Genomic DNA, 18,049 nt, shown 5'->3' with positions numbered 1-18,049 from the left:
ATCCGTTGTAAGTACAACAATATTAGTTTATAGTTTTAAATGGTAAGCAGTTTTTAGGCTAGCCCAAGGGGTATTCGGAAAATCATATTTTCTCCAAGTAAGAGAAAAAATTATACACCGGTCTACAGAAAGCAGACCGGAAATATCATTTGAATATACGCGTGATCAAACTTAGATTAAAATACATTTAATCTTCATCATCACCATCAACCATATCATCAGGGTTTGGCTCTACTACCGCTGTTGGATCATCATCATCAAAATCTTCATAATCATCTTCATCATAATTCTCCATAGTGTACTCAAGTTTGGCACTAATTTTAACCAAATACTTAGTGTCTTCGGTTAAAACCTCAACCGCTTCAATACGTTCTCCTTGAGCATTTCTAAAGGAGATAATATTACGGTCGTCATATCCATCAGGATATTTGTCTACCAACAATTTTAAAACTTCTGGCGTCAACTTTTTAAAGTCCACGATTACTCTTTTTAAGTGTGCGTTCTTGTCCATAATTACATATCTAATAGGTAAGCAAAAATTAATGGTGCAACAATCGTCGCATCGCTTTCAATAATATATTTGGGTGTATTGATATCTAACTTCCCCCAGGTAATTTTCTCGTTAGGCACTGCACCTGAGTACGAACCATAACTGGTTGTACTGTCGCTAATTTGACAGAAATAGCTCCAAAAAGGTGTATCTGTTCGTTCCATATCTTGATATAGCATCGGCACAACACAAATAGGGAAATCGCCCGCGATACCACCACCGATTTGGAAGAATCCGATTCCGTTTTCAGAATTATCGGTATACCAATCTGCCAAGAATGTCATGTATTCAATACCAGATTTCATGGTACTCGCTTTCAACTCGCCCTTCATTACATACGATGCAAAAATGTTACCCATGGTACTATCTTCCCAACCTGGGCAAATGATAGGCAGGTTCTTTTCTGCAGCTGCATACATCCACGAATCTTTAAGGTCTATTTCATAATATTCTTCCAAGACTCCCGAAAGCAACATTTTGTACATAAATTCATGTGGCAAATAACGCTCTCCTTTATCATCGGCATCTTTCCAAATTTTAAAAATATGCTCTTGTAATCTCCTAAAAGCCTCTTCTTCTGGAATACAGGTATCCGTAACACGATTCAGTCCTTTTTCCAACAGGTCCCACTCATCTTGCGGAGTCAAGTCTCTGTAATTAGGCACACGCTTGTAATGAGAATGCGCTACCAAATTCATGATATCTTCCTCAAGGTTAGCACCCGTACAGGAAATAATCTGCACCTTATCTTGACGTATAACCTCTGCAAAGATTTTACCCAATTCTGCGGTGGACATAGCACCAGCCAACGAAACCAACATTTTGGCTCCATATTCCAACTGCTCTTCATACCCCTTTGCGGCATCGACCAAGGCAGCGGCATTAAAATGTAAATAGTATTTTTCTATAAAATTGGTGATCGCACCTTTAGTCTTCGTCATCTTCGAATCTTGAATTTGTATTTGCTTTATAATCTACATCAAAAGTATTGTCATACTCTTGATCAAAATCTTGCCCCGCAAATTTATAGCTGAGCATCTTGTAATATAATTTTGCCGCCAAGAAGTCTGACGATCTATCATTTTCGTTGGGGCAAAGCTCAACAATGTCGAAACCTACCACGTTCTTATCTTCAAAAACCTGTTTTAAAAACTCAATGGTCTCGTACCAAAGTAATCCGCCTGGTTCTGGAGTGCCGGTAGATGGCATTATAGAAGGATCAAAAGCATCTAGGTCGAATGTAATAAATACATTGTCCGTCATGGCTTCGATCACCTTATCTGACCAATATTCATCAGCGATCATATCATGTGCAAAAAAGGTTTTTTCCTCATCCATTACCGTTTTTTCTATGGCATCCATAGAACGAATACCTACTTGAATTAAATTAGTGGTCTGGCTAGCTTCATAAACTGCACAGGCATGGTTATACTTGGTACCTTCGTAAGATTCCCTAAGATCTGCATGTGCATCTATCTGCAACACCGTTAAATTATCGAAACACTCATTAAAGGCACGTATAGAACCAATAGATATAGAATGTTCGCCACCAAAAAGAGTTACAAACTTGTTACGTTTAATAAAGTCTTTGGTAATGTTGTGTACTTCATTCACCATAGCCTCAGGAGAACTATTCTCAGTTATTGGCTCGGTTAGATGAATACCTTGTTTGTAAACTTCAGAGTCGGTTTCAATATCATACAATTCCATGTTTTCTGAAGCTTCCAAAAAAGCATCAGGACCTTTGTCCGCTCCTTTACCCCATGTACTGGTTCCGTCATAGGGAACAGGTATCAAGATAATTTTTGATTTTTCTAGTTGCGCGAATTCATCGGAAATACCGGCATAATTCTTAGATGTACTCATGATATATTAGCTATTGTTAAGTGGTTTTTTAGTAATATTTTCAATTTTATATACGTAATTCTGTTTGTATCGGTCTTTGTTATCCAGTTCTTTTTATTCATGCTCAGCATCTACTTGATAACCTAAAATATCTAACAAATCTTCTGCTTTTTGCTGGGCTCTAAAGAGTTTGTAAGTGAAGTTACCGTTTTCATCTTTATCAATCAATACGTGTTTTGGCTGCGGAATCAAACAGTGTTGCAAACCTCCATACCCACCAATGGTCTCTTGATAAGCACCTGTATTAAAAAAGCCGATGTACAGCGGTTTTTCCCTTTTATACTTTGGTAAATAAATAGCGTTCATGTTCTGTTCACTATTGTAGTAATCATCACTATCACATGTTAAACCGCCCAACAGAACGCGCTCATATTCATCGTTCCAACGATTAATTGGCAGCATGATAAACCTTTTGTTGATCGCCCAAGTATCTGGTAAGGTCGTTATAAAAGAAGAATCAATCATATTCCATTTCTCGCGATCGTTCTGTTGTTTCTGATATAGAATTTCGTAAATGGCACCGCCACTCTCACCTACCGTGAAGCTACCGAATTCGGTAAAAATATGAGGAACGGGTACATCTGCTTCTGAGCACGTAATATTAATCTGATTTAAAATTTCATTGATCATATATTGGTAATCGTACTCAAACGCCAACGTGTTCTTTATAGGAAAACCGCCTCCAATATTTAAACTGTCTAATGATGGGCAAATCTTCTTTAAGCGAACATATACTTTCAAGCATTTTACAAGCTCGTTCCAATAATATGCATTGTCACGTATACCCGTATTAATGAAGAAGTGTAGCATTTTAAGTTCTACCTTATCATTGTCTTTAATTTGATTTTCGAAAAAAGGAACAATATTCTTGTAACCGATACCCAAACGAGAGGTATAGAACTCGAATTTTGGCTCTTCTTCAGATGCAATACGAATACCCACTTTAAAAGTATCGTTTATCGCATCTGACAATAAATCTATCTCCTCATAATTATCTATTATAGGCACACAATTTTGGTGTCCGTCATTGATTAAACGAGCAATATTATCTATATATTTTTCACGCTTGAAACCGTTACAGATAACATAGGTTTCATTTGTTAACTTACCATCTGCTTTTAATTTTTCAATGATATTGATATCGAAGGCCGAAGAGGTTTCCATATGAATATTGTTCTTTAAAGCCTCGTGCATTACATGCTGAAAATGTGAGCTTTTAGTACAATAACAATAATGGTATTTACCCTTATAATTATTCTTCTCTATAGCATTGGCGAACCAGTTTTTGGCCCTTAAAATATTCTCTGAAATTTTTGGTAAATATGTAAATTTTAACGGACTACCATATTGCTGCACCAACTCGTTCAAAGGTATGCCGTGAAACTGCAAGTGCTCTCCGTCTAAATTAAATTCTTCTTGGGGAAAATAATAAGTTTGATCAATTAGATCAATATATTTGGTATTCATGAAATAGAATTAAAATGAAATATGATATTTTATAAATATAGTAACTAGCCTAGTGACTTAAAGTTAAGAAAACGTAACCATGTAGAAACAGGGTATCACACCAATATTTGACGTTGTGTAGTAGGAATAAAGAAGTAATCATGCTGACTTTGCATGATACTAGAATAAAGGGCGGAAGTTTGCTTTACTAATCGGCAACCTATCTTATAAGCCATTTGTGGGAAATACTTCCAATTTCCCTCAAACCCGAACATAGAATAACGATACATAATGTTCAGCTAAAAGCCTGAAATCTCCAACATACAAAGTTGTATATTAGGACAGGACAAATGAAATCAAAAAAAATGAAAAAACAAGCTTTTTCGTTTTTTTTACGACCAGTGACAAAAATTTTAAAAATTAGACCTGAAAATACTAAAATAAAAATATAACTATCTTATTTTTAATGTATTAAAACAACAAATTTAAAACTAAGAAAATGAAAATTTATAATTTAAAAACACCATATTTCGCAGTAATTCTATTTTTTGCCGCAAGTTTAGCTTCCTACGGTCAAATTAAGCGCGGAATTTATGTTGATACTGTTGAAAATAACGGTGTAAAAAGAGTGCATCAAGTAAAAATTAATCAGGATTATTTTATCTATAATGAATATGAAATTGAACCTGCAAAATTTATAAAAACAGTGGGCGGCTTTTTTCAAATTGACGATACCTCAACAGGCAAACTATTGGTAGCGCTTTTAGAATTTAATTCCGACTACAAGAATGATGTTGTAAGAGAACTATCAATTCCTATTGAGGTTGCAGGTGATCAGCTAAAAATGAACTGGAAACAACAGTTAACGTTAGAACATATAAAAGATACGGCACAAGATTTAGACGGCGCTTGGCTTTTTGCCACTAGAGGACCAGATACCGGGCAAGAAAGACGCGGTGAAGAAAATTCAAGAAAGACACTAAAGCTCTTAATGGACAATACTTTTCAATGGATAGCTTACGACACTGAATCTTTTCGTTTTTCAGGCACGGGCGGCGGCGCCTATTCCGCTGAAAACGGAATCTATAAAGAGTTTATAGAATTCTTCTCTAAAGATAATTCTAGGGTTGGTGCTGATTTGGAATTCAACTACAGCATTGAAGGTGAAGATTGGCACCACACGGGTAAAAACAGTAAAGGTGAACCAATGTATGAAATATGGAGCAAAAGATTATTGGCAGACGAATAAGATAGACCAAACTTACATTTTAAAGACAACTCCGATTTAGATGCTGATTATCAAGGATATAGCGTAAGGCTATAAAAAGGCTACCGTTTATCGAAAATAACATTAGATGAACATAGCCGTACAATACTTTTTATAGTTTAGTAGAAAATTCCTACTTATGTCCAACTACATTAACCTTTTCGGATTTTTTGCTATTTGTTTGGTAATCGCCTTTTTATGGGTTTTCTTTTTTACAGAAAACAAAAATTAAACCCACTATGGTTTAATGGCTAATAAGATAAAAGTCATGATTTTATGGCATAAAAAAGCCGATTGATAAAATCGGCTTTTTCAAACTAACTCAAACTAAGAACGTATCCCTTTTTTAGGGCACAGCAAAACTAATACTCCAAAGTGGCTGTAAAGTAATTTATAGGTAAACATTCTGTTACCAAATTGATTTATTGATTCCTTAATTCAAGTAAATTCCAATTATTTTAGCAATTACTATATTTCATATATGAAACAATGATCTTAAATCATTCTTTATTACATTAGAGAATAGTGATTCTTGTATTGAATAGATAAAACTTAAAAACTGAATGGGTTTTTCACCAAAAACAAAAAGAAGACTACAACGAATTCTACCATTCGGTGTCATTTGGTGTATTATTGGTTTATTTGTGCTCTTTATTCAAGAGGCAGCCACCAGCCATAAAAACTTAAACCCTAATGTAGTTATCACACTAACCCCAAAGGTCTTCGCATTTGCCATGATTTCGGTTACGCTAATCGGTTTTATTGTTGGGGCAGTAGAAATAATGTGGTTAGGAAAATTATTCAATACTAAAAGCTTTTATAAAAAGATATTCTATAAACTTAGCTTCTATACATTTTTCTTAGTGCTGGCTATCATTTTCGTATATCCTATTGCAGCATCAATTGAGCTCGGGTTGCCTCCATTAAGCGAAATGGTCATTTACAAACTATCTAATTTTTTAATTAGTCTAGACTTTATAAGTACCTTAGTATCTATAGCCGTGAGTCTTTTTGCGAGCCTCTTTTATTCGGAAATTAGTTTTCATGTAGGTGATGCAGTGCTTATGAACTTCTTTACTGGAAAATATCATAAGCCCATTCAAGAAAAGCGCATATTTTTATTTTGTGATATGAAATCTTCTACCACCATTGCAGAACAATTGGGGCATATAGAATATTTTAAACTGCTAAAAGCCTACTATAGTGATTTTACCAATGCCATTACCAATCATTCTGGTTCGGTGTACCAATACGTAGGCGATGAGATTATAATCTCTTGGAAGTATGAAGAAGGAATAAAGAACAACAACTGGATAAACTGTTTTCTAGCCATGAAGCAAGACCTGCACAACAAAGCCAATTGGTACAAAAACAAATTTGGACTAGAGCCCACTTTTAAATCTGGATTTCACGTAGGTGAAGTAACCACCGGTGAAATCGGAACTCTAAAGAAAGAAATTATATTCACTGGCGATGTTTTAAATACTACTGCAAGAATTCAAGGGCTATGTAACTCGCATAATGTTGATATACTAATATCTAAAAAACTCATTAAAGAGCTAAAACCAGATCATAGTTTTAAGGTAAAGTCCATGGGTGTTTCCGAATTAAAAGGTAAAGAAGAGAAAATGGAGCTCTTTACAGTTTTTAGAAGTAGCTGAAGTAAAAGGCTATAATATTACCGAATACAAAACTTAAAATTACATTTCCAATAGAAATCTTACCGAGATTGAACGCATTGGAAAAAGCGATAAAAAAAGCGATACCGCCACTAACCAAAAGCAACATCATAATTGCTAATGGAATTATTACGGTACCAACACCAAACAAATTAAGAATACCATTTAATACCACAGTAAAAGCAAACAACGCCATTGCAAAATTTGTTTTTTTGTGACCTACATAGAGGTAATACGCTGCCGCAATTAATTCTACACAAATAGCAATAGCGCCAAACTGACCATAATATGCCTGGGTAAAATAATCTCCTAAATGTTGCGGGGTATCAACTTTTAAAAAGAAGACAATACTAAGAATTAAGGCGAGTACTCCAAAACTAATGGCTATTAATCTTCTTTTATTTACAGAATACGTTTTTTTCTCCATAACTACTTTTTAAATTCTTCAATATCATTTAAAAAATTAACTGCTTTTCTGGTATTGGTACTTGCTAGAATATTTATAGTTCTTTTCACCCATTTAATGTGCATGTTCTTATAACTTAACTTTTTAAGTAACCACACTAATGGTACCAATAATAGTGCATTAATAATTACATACTTATTTACAAAAGCGACATCTAAATGAGGGAAAATATCAAAATCGAAAAAATAAGCCAATGCTACAATAGGATAAGCCCACCACACCGGCGCTGATAGAAAAGCAAGTTTTATAAATAACAAACTATGCGCGTTTATCTTTTCTATTTTCTCCCTAATTTCTACAATAGGTTTAGCATAATCAATTTGGGTTACTAAAGTCAGTTGTCCTATGCTACCAATTAGTGCTATGAGTCCAAAAATATGCAAAATAATACCGCTAACAGCCAAATGTAACATACCCCAATGATCGGCCGTAAATTTACCAAGTACTATCAACACCATTAAAAAAAACATTACTTCTATACTTCTTTTTACAAGGATATTACGTGTTTGCTTTTTAGTATTTTCAAGCTTTATCTTTTCTATCGAAGCCTTATTCAAACTTAGAACAGTATCTAACTTGTCATTATATTCTGCAAAAAGTTCTCTTATTTCTTTATCTTCCATGACGTTTTATTTTATCAAATTCTTTCTTAATTTTTACTTTTATTCTACCAATTTTGGTACCTACATTGGAGGTAGAAATGCCTAATATATCACCGATTTCTTCATAGCTGTTTTCTTCTAAATACAATAGCATAATTGCCTTATCGAGTTCTTTTAGTTTTTGAATAAAACCCTGAAGCATTTTTACATTTGCAGATAATTCCATCGCTTCTACATTACTACCATCTTCTAGGCGAAACACAGATTCATCGTTAAAAAAATCATTTCTTTGATACCATTTCTTTTCTTTTCTATAAAATGAAATAGCCGTGTTCAGGGCAATTCGGTACATCCAAGTAGTAAACTTGTAATTAGGGTTATAGTTATCAAAAGCATTCCATAATTGAATGATTATCTCTTGTTCTAAATCCTTCCGGTCTTCACGTTGTGGGCAATAAGAGTTCACAATCTTATAGATGATCCGTTTATGTTCATCTATTACTCGTATAAATTTCTCCTTTTTGGCAGGTTCCATGAGTTGGTTGGTGGTTACTGTAAGTTATGGTTATTGAACCAGTTAGCAATAATCTTCATTGCTTTATTGTTATGGCGAATTCCGTTGTGCGTTTCATCAGGAATCACAAAAACCTTCCCACTACTATTTTCTGTAACTGCATTATGGTATTTCTCAGCTACAAATGCCTCATCATTGGCGCCAACTACTACAAGCAAAGGTTTGGTTATATGTTGTAATCCTTCCTTATAATCTGCAGGATACATACTTTCATTGGCACGATAACTATACTTGGTTACAGGCATAGATTCTGGCAGGTTAAAGAAAAGCACAGGCAAATCATTATACTTAGTTTCACCAATAGCGTTCATCATTTTTATACCAATAATTCTATTTAAATGCAGTTTTAAAAATGGTTCTTGATCCCCTTCTACTGGAGCAACATTTATTGTTGGAGAATTTGCGCCCAATTGCGGTGCAAAAAGTAAATACCCGTCTACTGCTACAGCGTCTTTAGCCATAGCATATCTTAGAATAATACCACCACCCATGGAGTGCCCGGCGAGTATAATTTTTTGATTAGGTTTTTCCTTTTTTATACTCGTAACCACATCTATGACGTCATCTACATATTGGTTTATGTATGATACATCGCCCGGAGTTCCTTCAGATTGCCCATGACCCCTAAAATCTAGCGCTACAATTTCGCTTTGCGTAGCTTCTTGTAATAAACCTGCTGTTCTATTCATCATATAGGCACTAGATAAAATTCCGTGTAAAAGAAGAATGGTGGTATTACTATCGCTATTGTATTGATAAGCGAACAATTGTTTTCCATCTTTAGCAGTAAATTTTCTAGACTCATTTTTATATAGCTGCTCCAAACCTAAATCAGCCATGGCTTTAGCATCCATAAGTTTCTGATGTTGTTGCGGTTTAAAAGTAGGGTCGGGCAATTGAATCAGTTTAGTGACTTCACTTTGCGCTTTTTCAAGTTGCTCCCAATTCTCTTGAGCCATAATAAATGACATCGAAAACAGAAAGGCGAACAACATTAGATGATTGACTAATTTTTTCATGACTGTTTGATTTTTTGATTGTTTATTATATGATTCGCACTCGACTGAATAAAATCACACTTTTCAACAATTATCTTTATAAATCTTTTATTACCAATATAAATGTAGCCTACATCCTACAAGTAAATGTTCTGATTATCATTTCTAAGTTCTATATCTCATAACCTTGAAGTTTTCTATGAAAATTTGGTATTTTTAAAATACCGAATAACCAAGTCATCCCCGAAAAACAAATATTAATTGACCCGTGCACGCTGTTTTTAACACGAAATCGATAGCCGTACTACCATTTAAAAATATTGGGAGTACTGAAAATGATTACTTTTCAGACGGTATTTCTGAAGAAATCATCAATGCTCTTACCAAAATTGACGGGCTAAAAGTTACCGCTAGAACCTCATCATTTTTTTATAAAAACAAATCGTTAGATGCACGCCATATAGGAAATGAACTTGGCGTTGAAACCTTGTTAGAAGGTAGCGTTCGTATTATTAAAGAAAGAGTACGGATTACCGCTCAATTAATACGTACCGATAACGGGTTTCATATATGGTCTGAAAATTTTGACCGTGAACTTACTGACATATTTGAACTACAAGATGAAATTAGCCTATTGATTGCCGATAAAATACGTGAAAATTTCGGTCATTTTGAGCTGCAAGAACATCTGGTAGCATCGGCAACCAATAACATTGAAGCTTATAAACTATTTCTAAAAGGACGTTCATTTCAATTAAATTGGCGTTTAGAAGACATTAACACTGCCATTACTTATTTTGAAGAAAGTGTGGTTATTGACCCTTTATTTGCAGATGCCTACGTGGGTATTGGTTGGTGTTATGGTATTTTGGCAAGCTGGCAATATATAGACCACAAAGAAGGTATTGCAAAAGCCGCATTTTATTTAGATAAAGGGGTTGGTTTAAACCCAACTTCTCATGTTGGTTATTTTGGAAAAGCAACCATCAGTTTTTGGGGAAATTGGTTGTATAATGAAAGCTTATCCTATATAGAAAAATGTTTAAACATAAACCCGAAATACACCGAAGCATTAGAAGCAAAATCCGAAATTTTAACGTCCTTAGGCAAGTTTACTTTAGCTAAAACGACCATTGATTCGGCTTTGGAAATAAATCCGTTATCACCAAACCACCACTATACCAAAGGAAACATTTATTATTTACAGGGAGATTTTGATAATGCAATTGTTTCATTAGATGTATCCCTTAAAATAGACCCAACTTTTGTTCTGGCAATGGAACTAAAAACTGCTTGCTACATACAACAAAATAATTATAGCTCTTTTATCAAATATATTGAGATAAACAAACATTTAGAAAGACCCAATCTTTGCAAAAAATTATTTGATTTGGTAAACCGGAGCAATCATTTTGAAAACCAAAATATTGAGGTAGCAATTGATGACAAAATTGAAAACAGTACACATTTGCCTTGGGATTTTTATATTTTAATACATGAGGATAGAAATAATGCATTAAACTTATTAAAACACCATACAGAAATAAAAACTGGTCAGTTTATAAATTTCTCCAATGACCCATTTTTAGCTCCGCTACACCAATTACCTAATTACAAAAACCTGGTAAGCGAATTATTTAGCAGCAAGGTTTTACCTAGCAATATTGAAAAAGGAAAAAGCAACAATTCCTCAACTCCCTTTGAAGCCGAAGAATTAAATGATTTTGCTACAGCATTAGAAAATACAATGACAAATAGTAAGCGATTTTGCAATCCTGAATTATCACTAAAGCAATTGGCGTATGAAATCAACCTACACCCCAACAAACTATCTTGGTTGTTAAACAATCACTTTGGTAAAAATTTCAACGACTTTATAAACCATTATAGAATTAAAGAATTTCAGCAACTGGCAATTTTACCTGAAAATAAACACATTACACTCTTAGGTTTAGCTTATGATAGCGGCTTTAATTCCAAAACCGTTTTCAACACCTTCTTCAAAAAAGAAACAGGAAAAACGCCCAAACAATGGGTTAAGGCAAATTCATAAGCCCGGCATTTTCTTCTTTTTTATTCATTAAACCATTTCCTCTTTTTAAAAGGTTCTGAATTATTTTTTAGAACCAACACCTGTGTATACGAACTTTTAAAAAGGCCAAGACAAGTAATTTGCGCTTGAAATTGAGCTGCTTCTACTTTTTTAAAAAAAGTGTGATGATTTAAAAAGTGGTTCGAATAATAGAACATCAATCAAAAAATAATCAAATCATGAAAAAACAAGGAGTTTTATTAATAGTTATAAGCCTATTGACATTTAATGTATTTGCCCAAGAAACGTACTTAGACATTGTATTAAATTACACCCCTACCAGTATGAGTTTTGGGGACAACAATGATGCTATAAAAGACTTTAAAAAAGGGTATTGGGGTTTACAAGCTGGCGCATCTTTACAACTGGGTATTACTGATTATTTTTCTGTAGTACCTGAAATGTACTTTGTAATGAAGGGTGCCAAATTAAGCCAGAACAACCCGTTAACGAACCAAGAAACACGAATACGTTTCAACACCTTAGACGTACCGCTTTTAGCTCGTTTGCATCTATGTGATATATACTTGAATGCCGGACCTGTAGTAAGTTATAATTTAGGAGGAAGAGTAAAAAAAGAAGGCACTGAAACTTTAGAAGCGAGTAAAACCAAAATGAATTTTGGAACCAGTGCAGAGAGTTATAGCCGTTGGGATGCCGGACTTCAATTTGGCTTAGGTTATGAAATTCAACTGAAAAAATCACGATTACTTTTAGATTTCCGCTATCACTACGGTATGGTCGATATGGGCAATGGGACTGACATGTACAACCGGTATTTTAATATGAATATACTACTGGCTAAAAAATGGAAACAAAATCCATTATCAAAAGCCAAAACAAGAGATATAGCTCTTTGGAAAGCCGTTGACAGCAATCCGTTTGCACTACAGAACAATTAATTAAGGGTTTATTCATCATGAAATCAAACAAAAACACCGCTAGAATTGCAGGCGCACTGTATCTGTTGGTCATCATATTTGGTGTATTTGCAGAAAAGTATGTTCGTGCTAGCCTTATAGATATAGAAAACAACGAAAAAACAATATCGAATATTCTTGAGCACGAGTTTTTATTTCGTTTAGGTTTTCTAAGTGATTTAGGTATGCAATTCGCCTACTTTTTACTTGCCATGTTTCTTTACCGTATCCTAAAGAACATCAATGAATGGATAGCTAAAACCATGCTCTTAAGTGTATGTATTGCCGTAGCCATAATGTGTATTAATATGCTGAACCATTATGCACCCTTGCTTTTGTTAAGTGCAACTTTTGAGTCCACAATAAATACGAAAAACTTAATTGTCTTCTATGTACAAATGCATAGCCAAGGTTACCACATTGCGCAACTTTTCTTTGGCTTCTGCCTACTTCCTTTAGGCTATTTAATACTTAAACACAAAGGCTTCCCAAAAATTATTGGATACCTACTTATGATAGGTTGTATAGGTTACCTATTAGATTTTGCGCTCTACTTCTTATCACCTGGGGCAAGCAAAAACCTTTCTGAATATATTACCGCTCCCGCAGATTTAGGAGAAATCAGTCTGTGCATATACCTTCTTGTAATCGGGGTAAAATTAAAAAGTACCGAATCATAAATCAGAACGACTGGTACGCCATAATACCAAATATTTGCATCAAATAATAATTAAAACATCAATCAAAAAACAAACAATTATGACAACATTATCAAGAATCATCGGAATATTACTTTTAGCCTTTATCACGCTTTTGACATCTTGTTCGAGCGACGACGACATTTCTACATTGCCAGAACCAGATGCAGCAATGACTAGTGCAGAATTAACTACTTATTTTAAAACCCTGGCCGAAGACTCAGAAATACCTGGCTTTGCTGTAAGTATTGTAAAAGATGGCGCAATCGTATATCAAAATGCGGTAGGTTATGCGAATATTGAAAATGAGGTAGCATACACAAACCAAACTGTAAATTTCATAGCATCATTAAGCAAAACATTTGTTGGTGCCGCAACCGCAAAAGCTATTTCAGACGGGCATTTTACGTTAGACACCAATATCAATGAACTATTGCCTGTACCTATTACCAATCCAAAACAACCTAATGCTGTGATTACAATAAGGCATTTGGTAACACATACCTCTGGATTAATTGATAATGTAGAAAGCTATTTAGCTCACAACTATTATATTCTTCCGGGAGAGAATACTTCAACCACAGGAGCAAACATTTTAAAAGATGCTACGGGATTGGAACAAAGAGCTGGTGAATCATTAGAAGATTTTTTAGCAAATTATTTTCTTGAAGATGGAGATTTATACAGTACCGCTAATTTTGCCAATGTAAAACCCGGAGAGGTCTGGAATTATTCTAACACCGGCACCGCATTAATGGGGTATATTATTGAAACCGTTACAGAACAGTCATTTGATGATTATGTCAAGCAAACAATACTTGCTCCCCTTCAAATGAATGCGTCTACATTTAATCTAGATGAAGTAAATACGAACGCAACTGCCACATGTTATATAGAAAAAGGCATTCCATTACCCAAATATGCCTTTGATTCTTACCCAGAAGGCGGTCTGTTCACCAATAATAAAGATATGGGTATCTATTTGTTGGAAATGAGCAAAGGTTTGAGCGGAGGTGCCACCACGTTATTTGGGTCATCTTCGTACGATATGCTTTTTAATTACCAATTAGCGGACGGTATAGTTCCTAGCAATTTTGCCGACAACCATGGTTTGTTCTGGTATTCGCACAACAATCATTGGGCACATGGCGGCAACGACCCAGGTGTATCTACATACATAGAATTAGCTGATGATGGCTCATGGGGGTATACCATGTTATCTAATATGGATGCCGTATTTGGCGCAAATGAGGCTAAATATCTTCAGGTCAAAGAAAAAATAGAAGAAGGCATTCAAGTCTACTTAGAGAGTAATTAAAAAGTTTAATGAGTTCCCCCATCATTAACCCCTAGCAAAAAGCAGAAAATCATGAAAATCAAAATTTTATTGATCATAGTTTTTCTTACTTACGGATCAAACTATAGTCAAAAAGCGGTACAGGTCAAAACAAAGATAGATTCTCTATTTAATGCACAACTGCAAGATAAATTAGTTCACAATGCTTTTCTTTCTGTGTATTCCGAAAAGTTAGAAATTGATTGGAATTATAGCAATGGAGCATTTAAAAACGGAGAAAAAGTAACTAAAAACAATCCTTTTCACAGCACCAGCGTTGCCAAGACGTTTACTGCCGTCTTAATAATGCAATTGCAGGAAGATGGTAAGTTAGATATAGATGACCCTATTGCCGAATATCTAGCGGGCGATATTATAAAAGAATTGCACGTGTATAACGGTATAGATTATTCAAAGCAAATTCTGATAAAGCATCTGTTACAACACACTTCTGGACTACCAGATTATTTTATGGATACCCCAGAAACAGGTTCTCCTTTTATGAAGCAACTATTTACACATCCTGATAGGTTTTGGCAACCTAAAGAGCTAATAGATTTTTCAAAATCCCAGCTACAAGCTCATTTTGTTCCCGGTACTGATTACAACTATTGTGATACCGAATATGTTCTGTTGGGTTTATTAATAGAAGAACTAACAGGTAAACCATATCATGAAGTTATTTCGGAAAAAATTTTTAATCCCTTAAAAATGGAACATTCCCATATGCCGTTACGGTCAAAACCAGCAAATACAACTACTGGAAAATTATCGGAATTTTATTTTGATGACACTGATATAAGTTTATTTAAAAGCTTAAGTGCCGATTGGGCCGGCGGAGGATTAGCAACGACCTCAAAAGAGTTACTCACGTTTTATCGCGCTTTATATAATGCTGAAATCATTTCAAAAAAAAGTTTTAAGTCAATGCAAAGTTGGACCGATGAATCTTATGGGTTAGAGTATGGATACGGACTTAGAAAATTTCAATTGAAAAAACTATATCAACATCTACCAAGCTTAACGCTCATAGGTCATTCGGGTACTTCTGGCTCATTTATGTACTACTGTCCAGAATTAGACGTGTATTTAACGGGTACTTTTAACCAGACAGCGTATCAAAAAAAGCATGTTGATTTTATGGTATCTGTTTTATCACAATTAAAAAATCTGTCTAAAGTAAAAAGCAAAGTAAATGGAAAAAGATGAGACCGTAATACTTGCAGGAGCTACTGGTTATTTAGGCGATTACATAGCCCAAGAACTCTACCAACGTAGTATACAGACTATAATTCTTGCTAGAAACACCAAAAAAGCGGCACATTTAGCAAATAGCCATACTAAAATAATAAAATCAGAGGTAACCGATAGCAAAACTTTGCATGGGTATTTTGAAGGAGTAACCACAGTAATCTCAACTGTTGGCATAACACGCCAAAAAGATGGATTAACGTATATGGATGTTGATTACCAAGCCAATAAAAACCTACTACAAGAAGCTAAGAAAGCTGGCGTTAAAAAGTTCGTATATGTTTCTGTCCTAAACGGAAAACAACATAGAAATTTAAAAATTATTGAAGCCAAAGAGTTATTTGTAGATGAATTGATTGCTTCTGGTTTGAACTATACCATCATACGCCCAAACGGATTCTTTTCAGATATGAAAGACTTTTTAAATATGGCCAAGAAGGGAAAAGTGTATCTTTTTGGTAGTGGAGAGAAAAAAATAAATCCCATCCATGGCAAAGATTTAGCCATTGCTTGTGTAGATAGTATTCGAGTATCGAACGAAGAAATCAATATCGGTGGTCCGGATATTTTAACCCAAAACGAAATAGCAGAACTGGCTCTTTTGGCCAGTGGAAAACCAATAAACATTATTCATATACCCCATTGGATCAGAAAATCGATTCTAAAATTAGTTCGAACATTCACTTCATCAAAAACCTACGGACCAATAGAGTTTTTCTTAACTTTAATGGCTGAAGATGCTATTGCGCCACGTTATGGCAGCAATCGGTTGGTTACATTTTTTCATGATGAAATGGATGTTTTAAAACCATAACTTTCATAAGTTTTTCTCATTCAAAATCAAATTATGACCATTCCTGACAAAAACACTTTATTTCCATTAGAAAACTATGATAGATTATGTTTCTTAAAGAATATTATCAAAAACCCAAATATCGTTGTTGGTGATTACACCTATTATGATGATTTTGAAGATGTAGCCAACTTTGAGAAAAACGTAAAATATCATTTTGATTTTGTAGGTGACCAACTCATAATTGGTAAGTTCTGTATGATCGCTTCAGGTGTTACTTTTATTATGAACGGTGCCAACCATTTAAGTAAATCAATTTCGACCTACCCATTCGCCATTTTCGGTAAAGATTGGCAACATGCCATGGATGGAAAAACCTACCCTACCAAAGGAAATACTGTAATTGGCAATGATGTTTGGATAGGATTCAACGCTACCATTATGCCCGGAATCAATATTGGAGATGGTGCCATTATTGCAAGTAATGCAACGGTTACAAAAGATGTACCGCCTTATGCCGTTGTTGGTGGTAATCCTGCCAAAGTGATTAGAAAACGGTTTTCTGATGAAGGCATAACCAAACTTCTTGAATTGAAATGGTGGAACTGGCCTATAGAAAAGATAACGGCAAATGTGCACCACCTTACAGGTGAACATTTAGATCGCTTAAAATAAATTACTCATAAACCTCAACGACCATTTCTATTTCAACAGCCATATTGCCAGGTAAGGACCCCATACCAACTGCGGCACGCGCATGCTTGCCATTGTCACCAAAAATTTCAACCATTAAATCTGAATAGCCGTTAATAACCTTAGAATGGTCTTTAAAATCTGGTGAAGCATTCACCATACCATGTACACTTACTATTCTTTTCACTTTATTAAGATTACCCAATTCAGCCTTTAAAACCGATAATTGATTGATTCCCACTTCTCTTGCCGCTTGGTAACCTTGCTCTACAGTTAAACTATCGCCCAATTTGCCTACAATATTTTCACCATTAGCTTGCTTTGGTCCTTTACCCGCCAAAAACAATAGATTGCCCGTTCTTGCAGCGTGTACATAATTTGCTACGGGAGTTCCTTGATCTCTAAGTACAATACCCAAACGTTCTAAATTAGCTTCAGGATTATAATTTCTATTTACCGTTTCGGTTTCTAGTACTTTTTGATTCTCATTTCCTTTATTTTCATCTGCACAACCGATTACTAAAAAGGTTAAAAGGACATATATACAGTGTTTCATAATTTTAGGTTTCAATGGAGTTATTTCAGCTACAAGTTACCTAATACTTCATTATCAACACAATACCTCAAAAAAAGCTACGTATACTATTACATAAAAAACACTAAAAATTGTGTAAATGCTATTTTTTGTGCATTCTGTCGTAGTTTAGGTATCATTTTACTAAAAAAGCATTGATATTATTTCATTTTTATTAGTTTAGCAAATTAACCAAAACAACAAC

18 protein-coding genes are annotated in these 18,049 nt (G+C 34.6%); 9 read left to right on the top strand and 9 right to left on the bottom strand.

Features of this window, described 5'->3' with window-relative positions:
* Positions 1-187: 187 nt before the first annotated feature.
* The 4 genes from EXIGUO8A_RS08680 to EXIGUO8A_RS08665 form a co-directional block, all read right to left on the bottom strand.
* Complete coding sequence (locus EXIGUO8A_RS08680; protein ID WP_159302812.1) at positions 188-511, bottom strand: hypothetical protein; 324 nt, start codon at positions 509-511, stop codon at positions 188-190.
* A 2-nt stretch (positions 512-513) separates the two neighbouring features.
* A complete protein-coding gene (locus tag EXIGUO8A_RS08675) occupies positions 514-1,491 on the bottom strand; it encodes a deoxyhypusine synthase family protein (protein ID WP_159302811.1) in 978 nt (325 codons plus the stop codon).
* Positions 1,478-2,416 (bottom strand): agmatinase, encoded by a 939-nt coding sequence (gene speB, locus EXIGUO8A_RS08670; protein ID WP_116771836.1) that lies wholly within the window; start codon positions 2,414-2,416, stop codon positions 1,478-1,480. Before speB ends, EXIGUO8A_RS08675 begins: the two co-directional genes overlap by 14 nt.
* Positions 2,417-2,509: 93 nt before the next feature.
* A complete protein-coding gene (locus tag EXIGUO8A_RS08665) occupies positions 2,510-3,922 on the bottom strand; it encodes an arginine decarboxylase (RefSeq protein WP_159302810.1) in 1,413 nt (470 codons plus the stop codon).
* Between the two features lie 478 nt (positions 3,923-4,400).
* Here EXIGUO8A_RS08665 and EXIGUO8A_RS08660 point away from each other — a divergent pair, with 478 nt between their 5' ends.
* The gene (locus EXIGUO8A_RS08660) at positions 4,401-5,150 is read left to right on the top strand and encodes a hypothetical protein (RefSeq protein WP_236564457.1); all 750 of its coding nucleotides are present in this window, start codon (positions 4,401-4,403) and stop codon (positions 5,148-5,150) included.
* 581 nt (positions 5,151-5,731) lie between these two features.
* On the top strand, positions 5,732-6,829 hold the full coding sequence (locus EXIGUO8A_RS08655; protein ID WP_159302809.1) for an adenylate/guanylate cyclase domain-containing protein: 1,098 nt from the start codon (positions 5,732-5,734) through the stop codon (positions 6,827-6,829).
* Here EXIGUO8A_RS08655 and EXIGUO8A_RS08650 read toward each other — a convergent pair.
* From EXIGUO8A_RS08650 to EXIGUO8A_RS08635, 4 genes are read right to left on the bottom strand one after another with little or no spacing between them, the layout of a single operon-like run.
* Entirely contained in the window at positions 6,816-7,274 is a 459-nt protein-coding gene (locus EXIGUO8A_RS08650; protein WP_159302808.1) for a hypothetical protein, read from the bottom strand. The two genes, EXIGUO8A_RS08655 and EXIGUO8A_RS08650, sit on opposite strands and share 14 nt — an antisense overlap.
* A 2-nt stretch (positions 7,275-7,276) precedes the next feature.
* Positions 7,277-7,936 (bottom strand): hypothetical protein, encoded by a 660-nt coding sequence (locus EXIGUO8A_RS08645; RefSeq protein WP_116771840.1) that lies wholly within the window; start codon positions 7,934-7,936, stop codon positions 7,277-7,279.
* A complete protein-coding gene (locus EXIGUO8A_RS08640; protein ID WP_159302807.1) occupies positions 7,926-8,450 on the bottom strand; it encodes an RNA polymerase sigma factor in 525 nt (174 codons plus the stop codon). Before EXIGUO8A_RS08640 ends, EXIGUO8A_RS08645 begins: the two co-directional genes overlap by 11 nt.
* Positions 8,451-8,464: 14 nt before the next feature.
* Positions 8,465-9,508, bottom strand: coding sequence for an alpha/beta hydrolase (locus tag EXIGUO8A_RS08635; protein ID WP_159302806.1), 1,044 nt, complete (start codon positions 9,506-9,508; stop codon positions 8,465-8,467).
* A gap of 247 nt (positions 9,509-9,755) precedes the next feature.
* On the opposite strand from EXIGUO8A_RS08635, the gene EXIGUO8A_RS18760 reads away from it, so the two are divergent.
* The 7 genes from EXIGUO8A_RS18760 to EXIGUO8A_RS08600 all read left to right on the top strand — a co-directional run bounded on the left by EXIGUO8A_RS18760 (position 9,756) and on the right by EXIGUO8A_RS08600 (position 17,252).
* Positions 9,756-11,540: a helix-turn-helix domain-containing protein gene (locus tag EXIGUO8A_RS18760; protein WP_159302805.1), complete on the top strand. Its 1,785-nt coding sequence runs from the start codon at positions 9,756-9,758 to the stop codon at positions 11,538-11,540.
* A 218-nt stretch (positions 11,541-11,758) separates the two neighbouring features.
* Positions 11,759-12,481: a porin family protein gene (locus tag EXIGUO8A_RS08625; RefSeq protein WP_159302804.1), complete on the top strand. Its 723-nt coding sequence runs from the start codon at positions 11,759-11,761 to the stop codon at positions 12,479-12,481.
* A 17-nt stretch (positions 12,482-12,498) separates the two neighbouring features.
* Positions 12,499-13,179 carry a DUF4386 domain-containing protein gene (locus EXIGUO8A_RS08620; protein ID WP_116771845.1) on the top strand — a complete coding sequence of 227 codons (681 nt, stop codon included), beginning with the start codon at positions 12,499-12,501 and terminating at the stop codon, positions 13,177-13,179.
* A gap of 79 nt (positions 13,180-13,258) precedes the next feature.
* The gene (locus EXIGUO8A_RS08615; protein ID WP_159302803.1) at positions 13,259-14,515 is read left to right on the top strand and encodes a serine hydrolase domain-containing protein; all 1,257 of its coding nucleotides are present in this window, start codon (positions 13,259-13,261) and stop codon (positions 14,513-14,515) included.
* A 51-nt stretch (positions 14,516-14,566) separates the two neighbouring features.
* Complete coding sequence (locus tag EXIGUO8A_RS08610; protein ID WP_159302802.1) at positions 14,567-15,742, top strand: serine hydrolase domain-containing protein; 1,176 nt, start codon at positions 14,567-14,569, stop codon at positions 15,740-15,742.
* A complete protein-coding gene (locus EXIGUO8A_RS08605; protein ID WP_116771848.1) occupies positions 15,729-16,598 on the top strand; it encodes an SDR family oxidoreductase in 870 nt (289 codons plus the stop codon). Before EXIGUO8A_RS08610 ends, EXIGUO8A_RS08605 begins: the two co-directional genes overlap by 14 nt.
* 33 nt (positions 16,599-16,631) lie before the next feature.
* On the top strand, positions 16,632-17,252 hold the full coding sequence (locus tag EXIGUO8A_RS08600; protein ID WP_159302801.1) for a CatB-related O-acetyltransferase: 621 nt from the start codon (positions 16,632-16,634) through the stop codon (positions 17,250-17,252).
* A 1-nt stretch (position 17,253) separates the two neighbouring features.
* On the opposite strand, the gene EXIGUO8A_RS08595 is transcribed toward EXIGUO8A_RS08600, so the two are convergent.
* Positions 17,254-17,826 carry a RidA family protein gene (locus EXIGUO8A_RS08595; RefSeq protein WP_159302800.1) on the bottom strand — a complete coding sequence of 191 codons (573 nt, stop codon included), beginning with the start codon at positions 17,824-17,826 and terminating at the stop codon, positions 17,254-17,256.
* Between the last annotated feature and the right edge of the window lie 223 nt (positions 17,827-18,049).

The organism is Maribacter litoralis, assembly GCF_902506355.1.
In the GTDB taxonomy this organism is placed as follows: Bacteria; Bacteroidota; Bacteroidia; order Flavobacteriales; family Flavobacteriaceae; genus Maribacter; species Maribacter litoralis.
This window is presented reverse-complemented; position numbering and strand designations above follow the sequence as displayed.